General features: G+C 73.4%; 19 protein-coding genes. 15 read left to right on the top strand and 4 right to left on the bottom strand.

Going from position 1 to position 20,156, the window contains the following annotated elements:
- The first annotated feature begins 4 nt into the window (after positions 1 to 4).
- Positions 5 to 535: a GNAT family N-acetyltransferase gene (locus ACIQ9P_RS34240; RefSeq protein WP_402365208.1), complete on the top strand. Its 531-nt coding sequence runs from the start codon at positions 5 to 7 to the stop codon at positions 533 to 535.
- Here ACIQ9P_RS34240 and ACIQ9P_RS34235 read toward each other — a convergent pair.
- Positions 532 to 1,488 (bottom strand): LysR family transcriptional regulator, encoded by a 957-nt coding sequence (locus ACIQ9P_RS34235; RefSeq protein ID WP_402365206.1) that lies wholly within the window; start codon positions 1,486 to 1,488, stop codon positions 532 to 534. The genes ACIQ9P_RS34240 and ACIQ9P_RS34235 overlap by 4 nt on opposite strands.
- Before the next feature lie 334 nt (positions 1,489 to 1,822).
- Between ACIQ9P_RS34235 and ppk2 the strand changes: the two genes are divergently transcribed.
- The 3 genes from ppk2 (at position 1,823) to rpsD (ending at position 5,133) form a co-directional block, all read left to right on the top strand.
- On the top strand, positions 1,823 to 2,611 hold the full coding sequence (gene ppk2 / locus ACIQ9P_RS34230; protein ID WP_402365365.1) for a polyphosphate kinase 2: 789 nt from the start codon (positions 1,823 to 1,825) through the stop codon (positions 2,609 to 2,611).
- A gap of 74 nt (positions 2,612 to 2,685) precedes the next feature.
- Positions 2,686 to 4,197: a replication-associated recombination protein A gene (locus tag ACIQ9P_RS34225; protein ID WP_402365204.1), complete on the top strand. Its 1,512-nt coding sequence runs from the start codon at positions 2,686 to 2,688 to the stop codon at positions 4,195 to 4,197.
- Positions 4,198 to 4,518: 321 nt separating this feature from the next.
- Positions 4,519 to 5,133: a 30S ribosomal protein S4 gene (gene rpsD, locus ACIQ9P_RS34220; protein ID WP_030396046.1), complete on the top strand. Its 615-nt coding sequence runs from the start codon at positions 4,519 to 4,521 to the stop codon at positions 5,131 to 5,133.
- A 110-nt stretch (positions 5,134 to 5,243) separates the two neighbouring features.
- Here the strand turns inward: rpsD and ACIQ9P_RS34215 are convergent, their stop codons facing one another.
- Together ACIQ9P_RS34215 and ACIQ9P_RS34210 are read right to left on the bottom strand one after the other, a co-directional pair.
- On the bottom strand, positions 5,244 to 5,537 hold the full coding sequence (locus tag ACIQ9P_RS34215) for a tetratricopeptide repeat protein (RefSeq protein ID WP_402365363.1): 294 nt from the start codon (positions 5,535 to 5,537) through the stop codon (positions 5,244 to 5,246).
- Positions 5,538 to 5,659: 122 nt separating this feature from the next.
- The gene (locus ACIQ9P_RS34210; RefSeq protein WP_402365202.1) at positions 5,660 to 7,858 is read right to left on the bottom strand and encodes an ATP-binding protein; all 2,199 of its coding nucleotides are present in this window, start codon (positions 7,856 to 7,858) and stop codon (positions 5,660 to 5,662) included.
- A gap of 228 nt (positions 7,859 to 8,086) precedes the next feature.
- On the opposite strand from ACIQ9P_RS34210, the gene ACIQ9P_RS34205 reads away from it, so the two are divergent.
- The 5 genes from ACIQ9P_RS34205 to mltG (ACIQ9P_RS34185) all read left to right on the top strand — a co-directional run bounded on the left by ACIQ9P_RS34205 (position 8,087) and on the right by mltG (ACIQ9P_RS34185) (position 13,548).
- On the top strand, positions 8,087 to 8,563 hold the full coding sequence (locus tag ACIQ9P_RS34205) for a DUF948 domain-containing protein (RefSeq protein WP_402365200.1): 477 nt from the start codon (positions 8,087 to 8,089) through the stop codon (positions 8,561 to 8,563).
- Between the two features lie 4 nt (positions 8,564 to 8,567).
- Positions 8,568 to 9,005, top strand: a complete 438-nt coding sequence (locus ACIQ9P_RS34200; RefSeq protein ID WP_402365198.1) for a DUF6167 family protein — start codon at positions 8,568 to 8,570, stop codon at positions 9,003 to 9,005.
- Positions 9,005 to 11,674 (top strand): alanine--tRNA ligase, encoded by a 2,670-nt coding sequence (alaS, locus tag ACIQ9P_RS34195; RefSeq protein ID WP_402365196.1) that lies wholly within the window; start codon positions 9,005 to 9,007, stop codon positions 11,672 to 11,674. The genes ACIQ9P_RS34200 and alaS overlap by 1 nt, the downstream gene beginning before the upstream one ends.
- A gap of 16 nt (positions 11,675 to 11,690) precedes the next feature.
- Complete coding sequence (gene ruvX, locus ACIQ9P_RS34190; RefSeq protein ID WP_402365194.1) at positions 11,691 to 12,179, top strand: Holliday junction resolvase RuvX; 489 nt, start codon at positions 11,691 to 11,693, stop codon at positions 12,177 to 12,179.
- Positions 12,180 to 12,288: 109 nt separating this feature from the next.
- Entirely contained in the window at positions 12,289 to 13,548 is a 1,260-nt protein-coding gene (gene mltG, locus ACIQ9P_RS34185) for an endolytic transglycosylase MltG (protein WP_402365192.1), read from the top strand.
- Positions 13,549 to 13,700: 152 nt separating this feature from the next.
- Here the strand turns inward: mltG (ACIQ9P_RS34185) and ACIQ9P_RS34180 are convergent, their stop codons facing one another.
- Positions 13,701 to 14,069, bottom strand: a complete 369-nt coding sequence (locus ACIQ9P_RS34180) for a hypothetical protein (RefSeq protein ID WP_402365190.1) — start codon at positions 14,067 to 14,069, stop codon at positions 13,701 to 13,703.
- Here ACIQ9P_RS34180 and mltG (ACIQ9P_RS34175) point away from each other — a divergent pair.
- From mltG (ACIQ9P_RS34175) to aroQ, 6 genes are all read left to right on the top strand, one after another.
- Positions 14,061 to 15,647 (top strand): endolytic transglycosylase MltG, encoded by a 1,587-nt coding sequence (gene mltG / locus ACIQ9P_RS34175; protein ID WP_402365188.1) that lies wholly within the window; start codon positions 14,061 to 14,063, stop codon positions 15,645 to 15,647. The two genes, ACIQ9P_RS34180 and mltG (ACIQ9P_RS34175), sit on opposite strands and share 9 nt — an antisense overlap.
- A gap of 34 nt (positions 15,648 to 15,681) precedes the next feature.
- Positions 15,682 to 16,512, top strand: coding sequence for a shikimate dehydrogenase (locus ACIQ9P_RS34170; RefSeq protein ID WP_402365186.1), 831 nt, complete (start codon positions 15,682 to 15,684; stop codon positions 16,510 to 16,512).
- A gap of 267 nt (positions 16,513 to 16,779) precedes the next feature.
- Positions 16,780 to 17,964 (top strand): chorismate synthase, encoded by a 1,185-nt coding sequence (aroC, locus tag ACIQ9P_RS34165; RefSeq protein ID WP_079008809.1) that lies wholly within the window; start codon positions 16,780 to 16,782, stop codon positions 17,962 to 17,964.
- Entirely contained in the window at positions 17,961 to 18,482 is a 522-nt protein-coding gene (locus ACIQ9P_RS34160) for a shikimate kinase (RefSeq protein ID WP_402365184.1), read from the top strand. Before aroC ends, ACIQ9P_RS34160 begins: the two co-directional genes overlap by 4 nt.
- On the top strand, positions 18,475 to 19,563 hold the full coding sequence (gene aroB, locus ACIQ9P_RS34155) for a 3-dehydroquinate synthase (RefSeq protein ID WP_402365182.1): 1,089 nt from the start codon (positions 18,475 to 18,477) through the stop codon (positions 19,561 to 19,563). The genes ACIQ9P_RS34160 and aroB overlap by 8 nt, the downstream gene beginning before the upstream one ends.
- 8 nt (positions 19,564 to 19,571) lie before the next feature.
- Positions 19,572 to 20,000, top strand: coding sequence for a type II 3-dehydroquinate dehydratase (gene aroQ, locus ACIQ9P_RS34150; RefSeq protein WP_030396059.1), 429 nt, complete (start codon positions 19,572 to 19,574; stop codon positions 19,998 to 20,000).
- Positions 20,001 to 20,156: the final 156 nt, after the last annotated feature.

Below are 20,156 nucleotides of genomic sequence, written 5' to 3'. Positions count from 1 at the left end.
CGGCGTGAGACAGAGAGAGGGATCCCCTGTGAAGGTCAGTACCAGAATCGAGTGTGCCGAGGACGCTCCCGCCACCAGACGTGTCCACATGGCCGCCTTCCCCGGCCCCGACGAGGCCGACCTGGTCGACGCGCTGCGCCGCGACCCGGCCTGGCTGCCGAAGCTGTCGGTGGTCGCGGTGGACCGCTCCGGGCTGGTCGTCGGCCACGCGCTGCTCACCCGGCTGCGGGTCGGCGAGGGCACCGGGCTGGCGCTCGCACCGGTCGCGGTCGCGCCCGAGTGGCAGCGCAAGGGCGTCGGCGAGCAGGTGGTCCGGGCCGCGCTGGCGGCCGCCGAGGAGGCCGGCGAGAAGCTCGTCGTCGTACTCGGCGACCCGGACTACTACGGCCGCTTCGGCTTCGTCCCGGCCCGGGGGCACGAGGTGAGCGGCCCGTTCGAGGTGCCCGAGGGGTACTTCCAGACGCTCGCCCTGTCCGCGTACGACGGCTCCCCGCGGGGCCTGTGCCGCTACCCGGAGCCGTTCGAGGTGGTCTAGACCCTCCCCCCGGGCGTGTCCTGCGACGCGTCCTGAGCCCCTCGCTCGTCGATCCGGTTCCCGAGACCTACCGTGGCCCGGCAGCTGCGCACGAACGCGGCCATGGCAGGTGTCGGCGTCCGGTCCTTCGGCCAGTACAGCCCTACCTGGCACGGGCTCAGTCCCCGCACCGGCCGGTACGCGACATCCGCGCGCGGTGCCAGCCGGCTCATGGTCTCCGGGGCGAAGCCGACGCCCTGGCCGCACACCACCGCGGCCAGCCACTCGTCGGTGTTGTGCGCCACCGCGCCGATCCGCACCGGTCGCCCGCCCCGCTCCCGGACCGCCAGCCAGTAGTCCCGCCAGTGCCCGGCCTCGTGCGGGATCGCCACGAAGGGCTCGTCGAGCAGCTCCTCGAAGTCGATCACCGCACGGTCGGCCAGCCGGTGTCCGGCCGGCAGCGCCGCGCAGCGCGGCTCCTCGCCCAGCACGGCCACGCTGTAGCGCCGGGCCAGTGAGGGCGGCGCGTGCCAGAGGGTCAGGTCGATCTCGCCGGTGGCCAGGCCGGAGGTCGGGTCGAACCAGTTGTTCTGCCGCAGCTCCACCTGCCAGCCCGGCATCCGCAGGTTGAAGTCGGCCACCGTGCGGTGGGTCATCAGGTTGATGATGCCGCCCTCGAACCCCACCCGGAGCGTCGAGCCCCGCTCCGTCGCGGCCGCTCGGGTGGCGCGCAGCGCCTCCTCCCAGCCGGCCATCAGCGCGCCGGTGTGCGCGGCCAGGGCGAGGCCGGCCCGGGTCGGGGCCATGCCGTGCCGCGAGCGTTCGAACAGCTCGACCCCGAGCAGGTTCTCCAGCTGTCGGATCTGCTTGGTCAGGGTCGGCTGGGAGACGAACAGCCGGGCCGCCGCCGCGGTCAGCTGCCCCTCCTCGCAGACCGCGGCGAAGCCGCGCAGCAGACGGGTGTCGACATCCATGCCCCAAGGTTATGGAACGGGAAATTGGACCCGTTCGGCAGGTCTGGGTCATGGTTGGTCGTTCGGTCTTCGGGCCGGTCGACGGGGGAGCCCGGCAGCGACGGTTCAGGGGGCCGCCGGTGCCGGGCCGGAACATTCCCGGGCCGGGACGGACGGTCCCCGGTGGGCCGCCGGCGCGGCCGGGACCTGCGGGAATCCGCTCCAGGACGTACGGTGAGGGATCATCAGCACCCCGCCGAACGGAGGCGCCCAGGTGGCAGCCAAGGCCAAGCGTGAGCAGAGCGCCCAGGACGGGCGGAGCGCCCAGGACGGACCGGGCGGGCCGGGCGGCCGGCTGGCGAGGAAGCCGTACGAGCACGAACTGCTCCGGCTCCAGCACGAACTGGTGAAGCTCCAGGAATGGGTGCGGGCCGAGGGCGCCCGGCTGGTGGTCGTCTTCGAGGGGCGCGACGCGGCCGGCAAGGGCGGCGCGATCAAGCGGGTGACGGAGTATCTGAACCCCCGCATCGCCCGGGTCGCCGCCCTGCCCGCCCCGACCGAGCGCCAGCGCACCCAGTGGTACTTCCAGCGCTACGTCGAGCACCTGCCGGCCGCCGGGGAGATCGTCTTGTTCGACCGCAGCTGGTACAACCGCGCCGGGGTGGAGCGGGTGATGGGCTTCTGCGGCGAGGAGGAGTACTGGCAGTTCCTGCACCAGGCCCCGATCTTCGAGCGGATGCTCACCGAGTCCGGTCTGCTGCTGCGCAAGTACTGGTTCTCGGTCAGCGACACCGAGCAGGAGCGGCGCTTCCGGGACCGGCTGGAGGACCCGATGAAGCGCTGGAAGCTCTCGCCGATGGACGTCGAGTCGATCAGCCGCTGGGAGGACTACTCGCGGGCCAAGGACGAGATGTTCCTGCACACCGACACCCCGGAGTCGCCCTGGCACGTGGTGGAGAGCGACGACAAGCGGCGGGCCCGGATCAACATGATCGCCCACCTGCTCTCCACCGTCCCCTACCGCGAGGTGGGCCCGCGGCCGATCGAGCTGCCGGAGCGCCCGGCCTCCCGGGGCTACCGGCGGCCGCCGCGCGACCTCCAGAAGTACGTGCCGGACCACGCGGCGCGGCTCGTCCACGGGTAGGGCCGATCCTGGTGGCGGGATCCGGGCGGACGGAGCCGGGGCGGGCTGTCGGAGGGCTCGCATAGGCTTCCGGTGTGGACGAACCGGACCTCTTCACCGCCGCCGCCGAGGAACGCCAGGCCAAGGAGCCCGGCCGGGCCCCGCTCGCCGTGCGGATGCGCCCGCGCACCCTCGACGAGGTGGCCGGTCAGCGGAAACTGCTCAAGGACGGCTCCCCGCTGCGCCGGCTGGTGTCGGGGTCGAGCGGACCGGCGGCGACCAGCTCGGTGATCCTCTGGGGTCCGCCCGGCACCGGGAAGACCACGCTCGCGCACGTCATCAGCCGGGCCGTCGAGGGCCGCTTCGTCGAGCTCTCCGCGATCACCGCCGGGGTCAAGGAGGTCCGCGCGGTCATCGACGGCGCCCGGCGGGCGGTCGGCATGAGCGGCCGGGAGACGGTGCTCTTCCTCGACGAGATCCACCGCTTCTCCAAGGCCCAGCAGGACTCCCTGCTCCCCGCGGTGGAGAACCGCTGGGTGACCCTGATCGCCGCCACCACCGAGAACCCGTACTTCTCGGTGATCTCCCCGCTGCTCTCCCGCTCGCTGCTGCTCACCCTGGAGTCGCTGACCGACGACGACGTGCGGGCGCTGCTGCGCCGCGCGGTCGTCGACGAGCGCGGGCTCGGGGGCGCGGTGGAGCTGACCGCGGAGGCGGAGGACCACCTGGTCCGGCTGGCCGGCGGCGACGCCCGGAAGGCGCTCACCACGCTGGAGGCGGCGGCCGGGGCGGCACTGGAGCAGGGTGAGGCGGACATCACCCTCGCCAGTACCGAGACCGCCGTCAACCAGGCGGCCGTCCGCTACGACCGGGACGGCGACCAGCACTACGACGTGGCCAGCGCGCTGATCAAGTCGATCCGGGGCAGCGACGTGGACGCCACGCTGCACTACCTGGCCCGGATGATCGAGGCGGGGGAGGACCCGCGCTTCATTGCCCGCCGGCTGATGATCTCGGCGAGCGAGGACGTCGGCCTGGCCGATCCGACGGCGCTGCCGACGGCGGTGGCGGCGGCCCAGGCGGTGGCGCTGATCGGCTTCCCGGAGGCGCGGATCATCCTCTCCCAGGCGGCCATCGCGCTCGCCCTGGCGCCCAAGTCCAACGCCGCCTACCTGGCGATCGACGCGGCGCTCGCGGACGTCCGGCAGGGCCTGGCCGGGCCGGTGCCGCCGCATCTGCGGGACGCGCACTACGGGGGCGCGGGCAAGCTGGGGCACGGCAAGGGCTACCAGTACCCGCACGACCTGCCGGAGGGAATCGCGGCCCAGCAGTACGCGCCGGACGCGGTGCACGGGCGGTCGTACTACCGGCCGACCCGGCGCGGCGGCGAGGCGCGTTACGCGGACGTCGTGGAGTGGACCAGGGGGCGGCTGCGGGGCGAGCCGGCCGGCCCCGCCAAGGGCGCGCCGAGGGGCGGCGGGGCGAAGGCGGCTCCGCCGCGGACGGACCCCGCGGCGGAGCCGAAGGCGGAACCGGTGGCGGAGCCGAGGACGGAGCCGGTGGCGGCCCCGGAACCGGTGGCGGAGGGGGAACGGGAGGCCGGGTGAGGGGGCCGGTGATCTGCCGGTATACTCGGCCGGAGTGCCATGTCCCGGGACGGCGGTGGGGGAGACCCGACCGACCGGCCGCACCAGCGGGGCAGTGGCCGTAGGCCCCCTTCGGGGGGTCCGCACCAGGAGCGTCGCGCACCTTCTCGGTGTCGCGGGCAACCGGTTCCGGTTCGCCCGTGTGACCAGCACTTTCGTGCCCGGCTCCGGAGAGCGGCTGATCGCACTGCCCCAGGGCGGTGAGGTTTTCTCCGGGCCGCGACATGCGACCTCCGTCAACACCTGGTGAAGCCGTAGTCGTCAGTTAGGAAGGTTTGGTTCATGGCGAACCAGAAGCGTCCCAAGGTCAAGATCGCGCGTGCGCTCGGCGTGCCGCTGACCCCGAAGTCCGTCAAGTACTTCGAGGCCCGCCCGTACCCGCCCGGCCAGCACGGCCGTGGTCGCAAGCAGAACTCGGACTACAAGGTCCGTCTGGTCGAGAAGCAGCGTCTGCGCGCTCAGTACGACCTGAGCGAGAAGCAGATGGCGCGCGCGTTCGACCGCGCGAAGAAGGCCGAGGGCAAGACCGGTGAGGCGCTCGTCGCCGAGCTGGAGACCCGCCTCGACTCGCTGGTGCTGCGTTCGGGCATCGCCCGCACCATCTACCAGGCCCGTCAGATGGTCGTCCACGGCCACGTCGAGGTCAACGGCGGCAAGGTCAACAAGCCGTCGTTCCAGATGAAGCCGGGCTTCGTGGTGACCATCCGCGAGCGCAGCAAGGAGAAGGTCCCGTTCCAGGTCGCCCGTGAGGGTGGCAACGCGGGCGAGGGCCAGACCCCGAAGTACCTCGAGGTCAACCTGAAGGCCCTGGCCTTCCGCCTGGACCGCGCGCCGCAGCGCAAGGAGGTCCCGGTGATCTGCGACGAGCAGCTCGTCGTCGAGTACTACTCGCGCTGACCCGCGAGCGGTATCACCTGCGGTACCAGCGAGCCCCCGTCGCCCTTGTGGCGGCGGGGGCTCGCCCCTGTTCGGGGGAGGTCTCCGGGCGTTGCGCTCCGGGGGAGGACTCAGACCTGCTCGCCGGTCATCGCGGCGACCAGCCGCAGGTGCGGCCGGGCCTCCTCCCGGCGCCCCTGGCGCTCCAGGGTGCGGCCCAGCATCAGCCGGGCGTAGTCCTCGGCCGGGTCGGAGTCCAGCACCCGGCGCAGCTCCGCCTCGGCGCGGCCGAGCTGGGCGGAGTGGAAGTAGCTGCGGGCCAGCAGCATCCGGACCGACAGGTTGGCCGGCTCCTCGGCGAGCACCCCCTCCAGCATCCGGGCGGCGTCCGTGTACGCCTTGGAGTCGAAGTAGAAGTTCGCCATGCGGTAGTCGTCGGCGAGGTTGGTGGCCACGGGGGTGCTCCTTCCGTACGGGCCGGTGGTTCTGCCCCCTCCAGCAATGGACAAGTTTCAACTATTCCCGCGCCGCCGAGCCCCGTCCGGCGTCAGCGACCCACCGGCGACGGCTGCGGCGTCGGCGGCAGCGGCCCGGGCCCCGGCCGCGGCCCCTGGTCCCCCGGGCGCTCGCCGCCGCCCAGCGCCCGGTGCACGGCGGCGTCCAGGTCGAGCCGGGTGCCGGTGGCGAAGAAATCTGCGTACTCCTGCTCGGTCAGCCCGGCGACGGCGCGCTCCTCGCAGGCCCGGTGCGGGCCGTTGAAGGTGCGGGAGCCGAAGAACGGCTTGCCGACCGCCTGCCAGATCCGGTGCGCGGCGCCCTGCAGCACCCGGGCCTCGCGCAGGTCGCCCGGCTCGCCCGGGCCGGCCGGCTCGGTCTCCAGCAGCGCCAGCAGGTCGATCGCCAGCACGATGCCCAGCAGGTCGTTGAAGAGGTGGTTCAGCCGGACGCTCTCCCGGGCCAGCGACCGGGCCGGACGGACCTCGCCGTTCAGCCAGTGCGAGTACGCGAACGCGTACAGCCCGTACGCGTACGCCCACTGCTCGCCGTGCTCCTCGCACAGCTCGCGGACCTGGCCCAGCCACAGCTCGCCGCTGTCCTGGTCGCCCTGGAACAGGTAGGCGATGCCCAGCTCGAACATCGCCATCAGCACGTTGCTGTTGAGCTCGCCGATGGTCCGGTAGTGCCAGAGCGCCTCCTCGAACAGCTCCGCCGCCCGGGCCGGTTCGTCGCCGATCAGCGCCGCGCAGCCCTGCCGGTGCACCGCGTAGGCGAGCGCGCGGTCGTCACCGGTGGCCAGCGCCTGCCGCCGGCACTCCTCCAGCGCGGGCCGGGCGGCGACCAGGTCGCCCTGGAGGGTGGCCATGTAACCGGTCACCCAGAGCGCCTTGGCCCGGGCCTCGGTGGGTTCGGGGGCGAGGGCGAGCGCCCGGTCGAGCCAGTGCCGGCCCTCGCCGAGGTGGCCGCAGCCAACCCAGTAGAACCAGAGCGTGCCGGCCATCAGCAGGGCGATCTGCTCCTCGCCCGGCTCGGCCAGGCAGAACTCCAGCGCGGCCCGCAGATTGGCGTGCGCCAGCTCCGTCCGCTCGGCGGTCTCCGCCTGCCGGGGGCCGAACCACTCGACCTCGCCCCAGGTGGCCACGCCCAGGTACCAGTCGCGGTGCCGGCACAGCAGCCGCTGCTCCTCGCCGGCCGCGCGCAGCCAGCCGAGTCCGTACTCGCGGACGGTGTCCAGCAGCCGGAACCGGACGCCGAACGGGCTGTCCTCGCGCAGTACCACGGACTTGGCGACCAGCTCGGTGAGCAGGTCCAGCAGCTCGTCCGGATCGACGCCCGCGCCGGCGCACACGTACTCGGCGGCGTCCAGGTCGAAGCCCCCCGCGAAGACCGAGAGGCGGGCCCAGAGTAAACGTTCCTGCTCCGTGCAGAGCTCGTGACTCCAACCGATCGTGGTGCGCAGCGTCCGATGGCGCGGCAGGGCGGCCGGATCCCCGCCGGTCAGCAGCCGGAACCGGTCGTCCAGCCGCGCGCCGATCTGCTCCACCGACAGCGCCCGCAGCCGCCCGGCGGCCAGCTCCACCGCCAGCGGGATGCCGTCCAGCCGACGGCACAGCTGGGCGATCCCCTCGGCGTTCGCGGCCGTGACGGCGAACGCCGGCAGCACCGCCCGGGCCCGGTCCGCGAACAGCAGCACCGCGTCCGGCGGCGCCCCCGGGACGATCGCGCCGGCGGTGCCGACCGGCAGCGGGGCGAGGTTCAGCAGGTGCTCCCCGGCCGTCCGCAGCGCCACCCGGCTGGTCGCCAGCACCCGCAGCCCCGGCAGCGCCCGCAGCAGCGCCACGGCCAGTTCGGCGCAGGCCGGCGCCAGGTGCTCGCAGCCGTCCAGTACCAGCAGCAGTCGGCGCCCGGCGAGCCGTTCGGCCAGCACCTCGACCGGGGTCCGCGCCGTCCCGTCGGTCAGCCGCAGCGCCTCCAGCACGGCGTGCCCGAGCAGCCGGCCGTCCTGCACCGGGGCCGCGTCGACCAGCCAGGTGCCGTCCGGGAACGCCCCGGCCGCCCGGGCGGCGGCCCGCAGCGCCAGCCGGCTCTTGCCGACCCCGCCCGGGCCGGTGACCGTCACCAGCCGCCGTTCGGCCAGCAGCAGGGCCAGCTCGGTCAGCTCGCGCCGCCGGCCGACGAAACTGGTGACCTCCGCCGGGAGCCGCCCCGGCCCCGGCCGGTCCGGCCGTGGTGTGGAATCGCGATCCAAGCCCTGCTCCCCGTTTCGCGGCCCGGGCAGGTCGGCCCGGGCGTCCGGCTCGGCCGCGTGGGTGGCGACCTGCCTGGCAGAACGAGGTGACCGGCGGGTAGGTTACGCGCGCGGATCGCACACCCGGTCGGTTCGCCGCGCGGCCCGCGGGGGAAACCCGGTCCGGAAACCCGGTGCGGTCGCGATAGGGTTCCCCTGGGAAACAGCAAGGCGAGGGAGCGCGCAAAGGTGTCCGTGGGAGAGCTGGCCGGTCTGCTCGTCGCCGTGTTCTGGGCGGTCCTGGTCACCCTGCTCGCCGTCGTGCTGGTCCGGCTGTCGCGGGTGCTGAAGGAGGCCACCGTCCTCGTCTCCGCCGTCACCGAGCAGGCCGTGCCGCTGCTGGCCGACGCCGGCGCCGCCGTGCGCAGCGCCAACGAGCAGCTGGAGCGGGTGGACGAGATCACCGCCAACGTGCAGGACGCGGCGGCCAACGCCAACGCGCTCTCCTCCACCGTCGCGGCGACCCTCGGCGGTCCGCTGGTCAAGGTCGCGGCGTTCAGCTACGGCGTGCGCAAGGCCGTCGCCAAGCAGCAGGGCACCGCGACGCTGCCCACCCAGCCGTCCGAGCGCGAGGAACTGGCCCGGCTGATCCGGGCCGAGGTCCGCGCCGCGACCGCTCCGAAGACCGGTCTGCTGTCCCGGGTCCGGCGCGCGGTGAGGGGCTGACGGCATGGTGCGACGCATCTTCTGGATGGCGGTCGGCGCCGGCGCCACCGTCTGGGCCATGAACAAGGCCAACGAGGCCGTGCACCGGCTCACCCCGGACAGCCTGTCCGGTACCGCCGCGCGCGGCGCGCTCCACCTGGGCGACCTCGCCAAGCAGTTCGCCCAGGACGTCCGGACCGGGATGACCGAGCGCGAGGAGCAGCTGCGCGAGGACCTCGGGCTGGACGGCACCGCCGTCGTCGAGCCGCGCCGCCGGGTGCCGCGCGGCGAGCCCCAGTACCGAGCTATCTCGGCGGCGCCCGGGAGCCCGGCCGCCGCCCTGCCTCCGCCCAGCCGTGCCCGCGCCTCGTCCGACGGCGCCGGCACCACCCCCCAAGCCATCGAGAGAACGCCCCGGCGCGCGATTCCGCCGCGGGGCGGTACGAACCGGAAGGACCACTAATGGAGTCGGCAGAGATCCGCCGCCGCTGGCTGCGCTTCTTCGAGGAGCGCGGCCACACCGTCGTTCCGTCGGCGTCCCTGGTCGCCGACGACCCCACCCTGCTGCTGGTCAACGCCGGCATGGTGCCGTTCAAGCCGTACTTCCTGGGCGAGGTCAAGCCGCAGTTCTCGCGCGCCACCAGCGTTCAGAAGTGCGTGCGCACCCTGGACATCGAGGAGGTCGGGAAGACCACCCGGCACGGCTCCTTCTTCCAGATGTGCGGCAACTTCTCCTTCGGCGACTACTTCAAGGAAGGAGCCATCAAGTTCGCCTGGGAGCTGCTCACCAGTTCCGTCGCGGACGGTGGCTACGGCCTGGAGAAGGAGAAGCTCTGGATCACCGTCTACAAGGACGACGACGAGGCCGAGCAGATCTGGCGTGACGTCATCGGTGTGCCGTCGGAGCGGATCCAGCGCCTGGGCATGAAGGACAACTTCTGGTCCATGGGCGTCCCCGGCCCGTGCGGCCCGTGCTCGGAGATCAACTACGACCGCGGCCCCGCCTACGGCGAGGAGGGCGGCCCGGCCGTCAACGGCGAGCGCTACCTGGAGATCTGGAACCTGGTCTTCATGCAGTACGAGCGCGGCCACGGCGACGGCAAGGACGGGTTCGAGATCCTCGGCGACCTGCCGAGCAAGAACATCGACACCGGCCTCGGCCTGGAGCGTCTGGCCGCGATCCTCCAGGGCGTCGACAACCTCTTCGAGATCGACACCAGCCGGATGATCCTGGACCGGGCGGCCGAGCTGACCGGCCACACCTACGGCGCCGACCACAAGTCGGACGTCTCGCTGCGCGTGGTCACCGACCACATCCGCACCGCGCTGATGCTGATCGGCGACGGCGTCACCCCCGGCAACGAGGGCCGCGGCTACGTGCTGCGCCGCATCCTGCGCCGCGCGATCCGCAACATGCGCCTGCTGGGCGCCACCGGCGTGGTCGCGAAGGACCTCACCGAGGTCGCGATCGCGGCGATGGCCCCGCAGTACCCGGAGCTGGAGACCGACCGCAAGCGGATCGAGACGGTCGTCGTCGGCGAGGAGGCGGCCTTCCTGCAGACCCTGAAGGCCGGTACCAGCCTGCTCGACGCCGCGGTCACCGAGACCAAGCAGTCCGGCGGCGCGGTGCTCTCCGGCGACCAGGCGTTCAAGCTGCACGACACCTACGGCTTCCCGATCGACCTGACCCTGGAGATGGCCGAGGAGCAGGGCCTCCAGGTCGACGAGACCGGCTTCCGCCGCCTGATGCAGGAGCAGCGGGACCGCGCCAAGGCCGACGCCAGGGCGAAGAAGATGGGCCACGCCGACGTCGCCGCGTACCGCGAGGTCGCCGACAGGTCCGGCGCCAGCGTCTTCACCGGCTACACCCTGACCGAGGGCGAGGCCACCGTGGTCGGCCTGCTGGTGGACGGCGTCCCGGCGCCGGCCGCCTCCGAGGGCGACGAGGTCGAGCTCATCCTCGACCGCACCCCGTTCTACGCCGAGGGCGGCGGCCAGCTCGCCGACCACGGCCGGATCCGGCTGGACTCCGGCGCGGTCGTCGAGATCCGCGACGTGCAGCAGCCGGTGCCGGGTGTGGTCGTGCACTCCGGCGGCGTGCTGTTCGGCGAGGTCGTGCTCGGTGCCGCGGCCTACGCCAGCATCGACGTGGACCGCCGCCGGGCGATCGCCCGCGCCCACTCGGCCACCCACCTGACCCACCAGGCGCTGCGCGACGCGCTCGGCCCGACGGCCGCCCAGGCCGGTTCGGAGAACGCCCCGGGCCGCTTCCGCTTCGACTTCGGCTCGCCCGCCGCCGTGCCCGGCAGCGTGCTGACCGACGTCGAGCAGAAGATCAACGACGTGCTGACCCGCGAGCTGGAGGTCACCGCCGAGGTCATGACGATGGACCAGGCCCGCAAGGCCGGCGCCATCGCGATGTTCGGCGAGAAGTACGGCGACGAGGTCCGTGTCGTCACCATCGGCGACTTCTCCAAGGAGCTGTGCGGCGGCACCCACGTCGGCAACACCGCCCAGCTGGGCCTGGTGAAGCTGCTCGGCGAGTCCTCGATCGGCTCCGGGGTGCGCCGGGTGGAGGCGCTGGTCGGCGCCGACGCCTACCGCTTCCTGGCCCGTGAGCACACCGTGGTCGCCCAGCTGACCGAGCTGGTCAAGGGCCGTCCGGAGGAGCTGCCGGAGAAGATCTCCGGCATGCTCGCCAAGCTCAAGGACGCCGAGAAGGAGATCGAGCGCTTCCGCGCCGAGAAGGTGCTCGCGGCCGCCGCGGGTCTCGCCGACTCGGCCGAGGACGTGCACGGCATCGCCGTGGTGGCCGCCCGGGTCGCCGACGGCGTCGGTGCCGACGAGCTGCGCAAGCTGGTCCTGGACGTGCGCGGCCGGCTCGGCTCGCGCCCGGCCGTGGTCGCCGCCTTCACCGTGGCGAACGACCGCCCGCTGACCGTGATCGCCACCAACGAGGACGCCCGCGGCCGCGGCGTCAAGGCCGGAGAGCTGGTCCGCACCGCGGCCAAGACCCTCGGCGGCGGCGGTGGCGGCAAGGACGACGTCGCCCAGGGCGGCGGCACCGACCCGACCGCGATCGACAAGGCCGTCGCCGCCGTGCGCGGCCTGGTCGCGGAGCGCGCCTCCTGATGGGGTCCGCGTTCTGATGGAGACCGAGCAGATCGAGGAGAAGCCCTTCCGGCGCGGGCGGCGGATCGCCGTCGACGTCGGGGACGCCCGGATCGGGGTCGCGTCCTGCGACCCCGACGGGGTGCTGGCCACCCCGGTGGAGACCGTCCCGGCCGGGGCGAAGTCGCAGGCCCGGATCGCCGCGATCGTCGAGGAGTACGGCGCGATCGAGGTGATCGTCGGTCTGCCGCGCTCGCTCAGCGGCAAGGAGGGCCCGGCGGCGGAGAAGGTCCGCGGCTACGCGCTGCGGCTGGCCGACCGGCTCTGGCCGGTCCCGGTCCGGCTGGTCGACGAGCGGATGTCGACCGTCACCGCGACCCACGGGCTGCGCGCCTCGGGGGTCAAGGCCAAGAAGGGCCGCTCGGTGGTCGACCAGGCCGCCGCGGTGGTGATCCTCCAGACCGCCCTTGAGTCCGAACGGGTGAGCGGACGCCCGCCCGGTGAGAGCGTCGGGGCGGCGGGCTGACCGGCCTGCTCTAACGTCCCGGTGAGGGGTCCGTGCGGACGCGTCCGCACGGACCCCTCTGCCATTGCCGTCGTGCCGCACACCGTGCGGACCGTCGAGGGGGCACGCCGTGACCGACCTGGACCTCACACCCGGACTGAGCCCCGGCCACCTCGGTGCGCCGGTGATCGAACCGGAGGGCCGTCCGCCGGGCCCGCCCGCCCCGCGGCCGGAGCCGCCGGACCCGCACCGGCGGCGCAACGGGCTGGCCTGCCTGCTGACCGCGCTGTCGCTGGTGGTCGTGTTCGGCGGGATCGGGCTGGCCGGCTTCGGCTGGATCCAGGGGCAGCGCAAACCGCCGGCCGCCGCCGACTTCACGGGCGGAGGGTCCGGATCGGTGCAGGTCTCGGTGCCCGAAGGGGCGGGCCTCAGCCAGATCGCCTCCGCCCTGGTGCGCAACGGCGTGGTCGCCAGCTCGCTGGCCTTCACCCGGGCGGCGAAGGGCAGCGCGGCCGCGGCCGGGCGGATCCAGCCGGGTACCTACACCCTGCGGCAGCGGATGTCGGCGGCCGCGGCGCTCGCCGTCCTGGTCGACCCGGCCAACGCCAACGGCCTGACCATCCCCGAGGGCTGGCGCGGCAGCCAGATCTTCGCGGCGATCGACAAGAAGCTGCGGCTGGCCGAGGGCACCACCGAGCAGACGGCGAAGGACCAGGCCGCCGAGCTGGGCCTGCCGGAGAACGCCAACGGCACCCCCGAGGGCTATCTCTTCCCCGCGACCTACAGCGTCACCGAGGACACCACCGCGGCCGAGCTGCTGAAGCAGATGGTCGACCGGGCCGGGAAGGAGTTCGCCCGGGACGACGCGGAGGTCGTCGCGACCAATCTCGGGCAGAGCCTGTACGGGCTGGTGACCATCGCGAGCATGGTGCAGGGCGAGGCGGACAACTCCGAGGACATGGCCAAGGTCGCGCGGGTGATCTACAACCGGCTCGCCAAGAACATGCCGCTCCAGCTGGACTCCACCATCAACTACGCGCTCGGGCGTTCGACCCTGAACACCAGCGTCACGGACACCAGGCTCGACTCCCCCTACAACACCTACAAGCACGCCGGGCTGCCGCCGACCCCGATCTCCAACCCGGGGCGGCAGGCGATCATGGCGGCGGTGGACCCGGCGCCGGGGGACTGGCTCTACTTCGTGACCGTGAAGCCCGGGGACACCCGGTTCACCGACAGTTTCGAGGTGCAGCAGAAGAACGTCGCCGAGTTCAACGCGACCCGGGCCGCGAGCCCGTCCCCGACGGCCTCCGGCTCGGCCGCGGCCTCCGGTCCGTCCTCCGGACCGGCGTCCGCCCCGGCCAACCCCCAGGGGGCGGGCGGTCACTGAGCGCAGCCGCGGCGGCCCGCCCGGACGGCCGACTGCGGTACGGTAGCGTCTCCGTCCAGGTGTTGCGCTAGCACGCCGGTTCGACAAGCAGCCGGGACGCCGTCCCGGGCGACCGGGCCGATCCTCCGGTCGTCTCCGTCGGTATAAGGGGATCAATGACCGATCTGGGTCGGGGCTACGGCCCCCAGGGCTCCGAGCCGTGGCATCCGGGTGACCCCGGGTACGGCGGTCAGCAGCCGGTCCCCGGCCAGCAGGACGGGCAGTGGCAGCAGCATCCCCAGCAGCAGCAGTACGGCGACGGCGGCGGCCAGGGCATGGGCGGTCAGCAGGGTTACCCCCAGCAACACGGCGTTCAGGGTCAGCAGCAGTACGGCGGCGGTCAGCAGGGCTACCCCCAGCAGGGGACGGGCCAGCAGGGCTATCCGCAGCAGCAGGGCGGCCAGGGTCAGCAGCAGTACGGCGGCGGTCAGCAGGGCTACCCCCAGCAACAGGGCTATCCGCAGCAGCAGGGGATGGGCCAACAGGGTTACCCGCAGCAGGGGATGGGCCAGCAGGGCTACCCCCAGCAGGGCGGCCAGGGCCAGCAGGGGTATCCGCAGCAGCAGGGTGGTCAGGGTCAGCAGCAGCAGTACGGCGGCGGCCAGCAGGGCTACCCCCAGCAGCAGGGTGGTCCCCAGCAGCAGATGCCCCAGCAGGGCGGCCCGCAGCAGGGCGCGCCGGGCGTCCCCGGGCGGGCCGTTCCGGCCGGGCGCAAGCAGCCGGCCGCCGCGGCGCCCGCCGGTCCCGGGCCCGACGGCATCGACTGGGAGGCGGAGGCCGCCGCGCTGGAGGCCGGGGCCGACCCGGTCGGCGCCGCCGCGGAGGCCGAGCACGCCGAGGGCGAGTGGGACGGCCAGGAGAGCGAGTACGCCGAGGACGAGTACCGCGGCGACGGCTCCGACGAGGACGGCAACGGCTTCCTCGGCGAGGAGGACCAGTCCCGCGAGGCCAAGAAGAAGCGCAAGGAGAGCGGCAAGAAGTCGGGCCGGCGCAACGGCGGCGCCTGTCTGGTGGTCGCCCTGGTGCTGCTGGGCATCGTCGGCGGCGCCGGCTGGTGGGGCTACGGCTTCTACAAGGACCACTTCGGCCCGCCGCCGGACTTCCCCGGCCCGGGTACCGGCTCGGTCAAGGTCGAGATCAAGCAGGGCGCGGTCGGCAGCCAGATGGGCCTCGCGCTGAAGCAGGCCGGCGTGGTCAAGAGCGTCGACGCCTTCAGCGGCGCCTGCGAGAAGAACATCAAGTGCGGCACCATCCAGCCCGGCACCTACAGCATGCCGACGCAGATGTCCGCCGAGGGCGCCGTGCAGTTCCTGGTGGACGCCAACGGTGGTGAGAAGCTGATCGTCCAGGAGGGTCTGACCGCCGCGGCCACGTACGTCAAGATCGACGACAAGCTGAAGCTGGCCAAGGGCACCACCGCGGCCGTCGCCAAGGAGCAGGTGGCCACCCTCGGCCTGCCGCCGTACGCCAACGGCAACATCGAGGGCTTCCTCTGGCCGACCCGCTACTCGATCACCGAGGGCATGAAGCCCGAGGAACTGCTCAAGCAGATGGTCAAGAACGCGGTCGACCGGTACGCGGGCCTGGACGCCGAGGCCGCGAAGATCGGGCTGAAGACCGGCTACGAGGTGGTCATCGAGGCCAGCATCCTCCAGGCCGAGGGCAACAACCCCGAGGACTTCGCCAAGATGGCCCGGACCATCCAGAACCGGCTGGCCGACAAGGGCAAGGTCAACGGCAAGCTCGGCATGGACACCACGCTGCAGTACGCGCTGGGCCGCAAGACGCTGGACAAGAAGGACATCAACGACGCGTCCAACAAGTACAACACCTACTACAACGCCGGCCTGCCGCCGACGCCGATCTCCAACCCGGGCGACGCCGCGCTGAAGGCGACGCTGAACCCGGCGGACGGCAAGTGGCTGTACTTCATCGCGATGTCGCCGACCCAGACCCTGTTCGCGGACACCGACGCCGAGCACGCCAAGAACGTCGAGTCCTACTGCACGGCGGCCGGTCAGAAGTTCGACGCGGCCTCCGTCCACTGCACCACCAAGTGACGAGCGCCGGGAGGCGCCGGAGGAAGTGAGCAGCGTGACCAGCAAGCACCGGGCGGCCGTCCTCGGCTCGCCGATCGCCCACTCGCTCTCGCCCGCCCTGCACCGGGCCGCCTTCGCGGCGCTCGGCCTGGACGGCTGGCGCTACGACCGGTTCGAGGTGGACGAGGCCGGCCTGCCCGGTTTCGTCGCGGGGCTGGACGAGGCCGAGTGGACCGGCTGCTCGCTGACCATGCCGCTCAAGCGGGCCGTGATCCCGCTGCTCGACGAGGTGAGCGACACCGCCCGCGCGGTCGACGCGGTGAACACCCTGGTGTTCACCGCCGACGGGCGGCGCGAGGGCCACAACACGGACGTGCCCGGCCTGGTCAACGCGCTGCGCGAGCGCGGCATCACCGAGGTACCGTCGGCCGCGGTGCTCGGTGCCGGGGCCACCGCCTCCTCGGCGCTGGCCGCGCTGGCCCGGCTCGGTGCCCGCGAGGTGACCGTCTACGTCCGCACCCCCGGGCGGGCCCGGGAGATGGCCGCGCTGGGCGAACGGCTCGGTGTGGCGGTGCGCACCGCAGACTGGGAGCGCGGCGCCGGGGCGCTGGAGCACCCGCTCACGGTGGCCACCACCCCGGCCGGGGCGACCGACGCCTTCGCCGAGGGGCTGACCGCCGGACCGGGCGCGCTGTTCGACGTGCTGTACCACCCGTGGCCGACCGCGCTGGCCGCGGCCTGCGCCGAGCGCGGGGCCACCGTGCTGGGCGGCCTCGACCTGCTGGTGCACCAGGCGGTGCTGCAGAGCGAGCTCTTCACCGGGCGCGCCCCCGGCCCGCTGGCGGCGATCCGCGCGGCCGGCGAGGCGGCGCTCGCGGCGGGCTGAGCGCCTGTTCGCCACGGCCGACCGCCGCCCCCGGCACGGGTGGTGCACGGACGGTGCGGGTCCCGTGCCCGGAGTGTGGTGGCCGCCCCGTCGGCGGAGCCGCGGCCGCGCGGCGACCGGCCATTCCCGTCCGCCGGTCGGCCGAATGCTGTCCGGTGATCGGACTCCAGGGCCGGTCGGGTCCTCCGGCATGAAAGGATTCGGGGGAGAAGGCACGCCCGGACGGGTGCGGCAGCCCCGCGCCGGTCCGCTGATGAAGGAGCTCCGTTGGGTACGTTGCGCTGGCTGACGGCGGGGGAGTCGCACGGCCCCGCACTCGTCGCGACGCTGGAGGGCCTGCCCGCCGGTGTACCGGTCACCACCGCCGTGGTGGCCGACGCGCTGGCGCGTCGCCGGCTCGGTTACGGTCGCGGCGCCCGGATGAAGTTCGAGCAGGACGAGGTGACCTTCCTCGGTGGCGTCCGGCACGGGCTCACCATGGGCAGCCCGGTCGCCGTCATGGTCGGCAACACCGAGTGGCCGAAGTGGGAGCAGGTCATGTCGGCCGACCCGGTCGACCCCGAGGTGCTGGCCGGTCTCGGCCGCAACGAGGCGCTGACCCGCCCGCGCCCCGGCCACGCGGACCTGGCCGGCATGCAGAAGTACTCGATCGACGAGGCCCGCCCGATCCTGGAGCGCGCCAGCGCCCGGGAGACCGCCGCCCGGGTCGCCCTCGGCGCCGTCGCCCGCTCCTACCTCAAGGAGACCTGCGGCATCGAGATCGTCAGCCACGTGGTCGAGCTGGCCGCCGCCAAGGCCCCGGCCGGGGTGCTGCCGCTGCCCTCCGACGAGGCGAAGTTGGACGCCGACCCGGTGCGCTGCCTGGACGCCGACGCGTCGAAGGCGATGGTCGCCGAGATCGACCAGGCCCACAAGGACGGCGACACCCTGGGCGGTGTGGTCGAGGTCCTCGCCTACGGCGTCCCGGTCGGCCTCGGCTCGCACGTGCACTGGGACCGCCGCCTCGACGCCCGGCTGGCCGCCGCGCTGATGGGCATCCAGGCGATCAAGGGCGTCGAGGTCGGCGACGGCTTCGACCTCGCCCGCGTCCCCGGCTCGCAGGCGCACGACGAGATCGTGCCCGGCCCCGACGGCGCCAAGCGTGTCTCCGGCCGCTCCGGCGGCACCGAAGGCGGCCTGTCCACCGGTGAGCTGCTGCGGGTGCGCGCCGCGATGAAGCCGATCGCGACCGTCCCGCGCGCGCTGCGCACCGTGGACGTGCGCACCGGCGAGCCCGCGAAGGCGCACCACCAGCGCTCCGACGTCTGCGCGGTGCCGGCGGCCGGCATCGTCGCCGAGGCGATGGTGGCCCTGGTGCTCGCCGACGCGGTGAACGAGAAGTTCGGTGGCGACCACGTGTCGGAGACCCGGCGCAACGTGCGGAGCTACCTCGACAACCTGATCGTCCGATGACCACTCCGGTCCTCGTGCTGGTCGGCCCGCCCGGCAGTGGCAAGTCCACCGTCGGGCGGGTCGTCGCCGAGCGCCTCGGGGTGGCCTTCCGGGACACCGACGCCGACATCGCGGAGCGGGCCGGCAAGCCGATCCCGGACATCTTCGTGGACGAGGGCGAGCCGCACTTCCGCGCGCTGGAGGAGGCGGCCGTGCGCGCTGCGGCCGGGACCCACACCGGGGTGCTGGCGCTCGGCGGCGGCGCGGTGATGGCCGGGCCGACCCGGGAGCTGCTGCGCGAGCTGCCGGTGGTGTTCCTGGAGGTCCCGCTCGCCGACGCGGTCAAGCGGGTCGGTCTGGACGCGCCTCGCCCGCTGCTGGCGGTCAACCCGCGGGCCCGCTGGCGCGAGCTGATGGAGGCCCGCCGCCCCCTCTACCTGGAGGTGGCCACCGCCGTCGTCGACACCGCCGACCGCACCCCCGAGCAGGTCGCGGACGCCGTACTGGAAGCACTGGAGCTGAAGACCCCCCATGACTGACAACGTCAGGATTCACGTCGGCGGCAGTGCCGGCCACGACCCGTACGACGTGCTGATCGGGCACCAGCTGCTCGGTGAGCTGTCCCCGCTGATCGGGGCCAGGGCCAAGCGGGTCGCGATCATCCACCCTGAGGCGCTGTCCGCCACCGCCGACGCGATCCGCGAGGACCTGGCCGGCGAGGGCTACGACGCGATCGCGCTGCAGGTGCCCAACGCCGAGGAGGCGAAGAGCGCCGAGGTGGCCGCGTACTGCTGGTCGGTGCTCGGGCAGACCGGGTTCACCCGCAGCGACGTCGTCGTCGGTCTCGGCGGCGGTGCCACCACCGACCTGGCCGGCTTCGTCGCCGCCACCTGGCTGCGCGGGGTGCGCTGGATCTCCATGCCCACCACGCTGCTCGGCATGGTCGACGCGGCGGTCGGCGGCAAGACCGGCATCAACATCGCCGAGGGCAAGAACATGGTCGGCGCCTTCCACCCGCCGGTGGGCGTGCTGGCCGACCTCGACACCCTGGAGACCGTGCCCAAGCACGACTACGTCTCCGGGCTCGCCGAGGTCATCAAGTGCGGCTTCATCGCCGACCCGGTCATCCTCGACCTGGTCGAGGCCGACCCCGAGGGCGCCAGGAGCCCGGCCGGGCCGCACACCGTCGAGCTGATCCGGCGCGCGATCCAGGTCAAGGCCGACGTGGTCTCCGGGGACCTCAAGGAGTCCGGGCAGCGCGAGATCCTCAACTACGGCCACACCCTGGGCCACGCCATCGAGCGCAACGAGCGCTACAAGTGGCGGCACGGCGCGGCGATCTCGATCGGTATGGTGTACGCCGCCGAACTGGGCCGCCTGGCGGGCCGGTTGGACGACGCGACGGCCGATCGGCACCGCTCGGTGCTGGCCTCGGTCGGCCTGCCGCTCACCTACCGGGCGGACGCCTGGCCGAAGCTGCTGGACGCGATGAAGATCGACAAGAAGTCGCGCGGCGACCTGATCCGCTTCATCGTGCTGGACGGCCTCGCCAGGACCTCCGTGCTGGAGGGCCCCGACCCGTCCCTGCTGGTCGCCGCCTACGCGGAGGTGTCCGAGTGACCAGGGTGATGGTGCTCAACGGCCCCAACCTGGGCCGGCTGGGCAGCCGCGAGCCCGACGTCTACGGTGCCACCTCGTACGCCGGGCTGGTCGAGCGCTGCACCGCGCTCGGCAAGGAGTTCGGCTTCGAGGTCGAGGTGCACGAGACCAACTCCGAGCAGCAGATGGTGGAGTGGCTGCACGAGGCCGCCGACGGGCGGGTGCCGGTGGTGATCAACCCGGGCGCGTTCACCCACTACTCGTACGCGATGCGGGACGCGGCCGCGCAGCGCACCGCGCCGCTGGTCGAGGTGCACATCTCCAACCCGTACGCCCGGGAGACCTTCCGGCACACCTCGGTGATCGCCGCGGTGGCCTCCGGCACGATCGCCGGATTCGGGATCGGCTCGTACGAGCTGGCCCTGCGGGCGCTCGCCGAGCAGCTCGCCGCTGGCTGACAGGGCCTGACGGGGCCCGGCGGGCCTGACCGGCGGGGGGGGGGGGGGGGGGGGGGGGGGGCCCCCCCCCCCCCGGGGGGGGGGCGGGGGGGGCGGGGGGGGGGGGGGGGGGGCGGCGGGGGGGGGGGGGGGGGGGGCCCCCGGGGCGGGGGGGCG

The organism is Kitasatospora sp. NPDC094019 (genome assembly GCF_044764505.1).
Taxonomy (GTDB): domain Bacteria; phylum Actinomycetota; class Actinomycetes; order Streptomycetales; family Streptomycetaceae; genus Kitasatospora.
The sequence above is the reverse complement of the archived record's forward strand: the minus strand, read 5'-3'. Positions and strand labels throughout refer to the sequence as shown.

Excerpts from the sequence above, each read along its gene's own strand:
- ACIQ9P_RS34200 (WP_402365198.1), top strand. The coding sequence starts at position 8,568 with ATGGTGCGACGCATCTTCTGGATGGCGGTCGGCGCCGGCGCCACCGTC.
- rpsD (WP_030396046.1), top strand. The coding sequence starts at position 4,519 with ATGGCGAACCAGAAGCGTCCCAAGGTCAAGATCGCGCGTGCGCTCGGC.
- aroQ (WP_030396059.1), top strand. The coding sequence starts at position 19,572 with ATGGTGCTCAACGGCCCCAACCTGGGCCGGCTGGGCAGCCGCGAGCCC.
- mltG (WP_402365188.1), top strand. The coding sequence starts at position 14,061 with ATGGGCCAACAGGGTTACCCGCAGCAGGGGATGGGCCAGCAGGGCTAC.
- ACIQ9P_RS34215 (WP_402365363.1), bottom strand. The coding sequence starts at position 5,537 with ATGGCGAACTTCTACTTCGACTCCAAGGCGTACACGGACGCCGCCCGG.
- ACIQ9P_RS34235 (WP_402365206.1), bottom strand. The coding sequence starts at position 1,488 with ATGGATGTCGACACCCGTCTGCTGCGCGGCTTCGCCGCGGTCTGCGAG.
- aroB (WP_402365182.1), top strand. The coding sequence starts at position 18,475 with ATGACTGACAACGTCAGGATTCACGTCGGCGGCAGTGCCGGCCACGAC.
- ruvX (WP_402365194.1), top strand. The coding sequence starts at position 11,691 with ATGGAGACCGAGCAGATCGAGGAGAAGCCCTTCCGGCGCGGGCGGCGG.
- ACIQ9P_RS34160 (WP_402365184.1), top strand. The coding sequence starts at position 17,961 with ATGACCACTCCGGTCCTCGTGCTGGTCGGCCCGCCCGGCAGTGGCAAG.
- alaS (WP_402365196.1), top strand. The coding sequence starts at position 9,005 with ATGGAGTCGGCAGAGATCCGCCGCCGCTGGCTGCGCTTCTTCGAGGAG.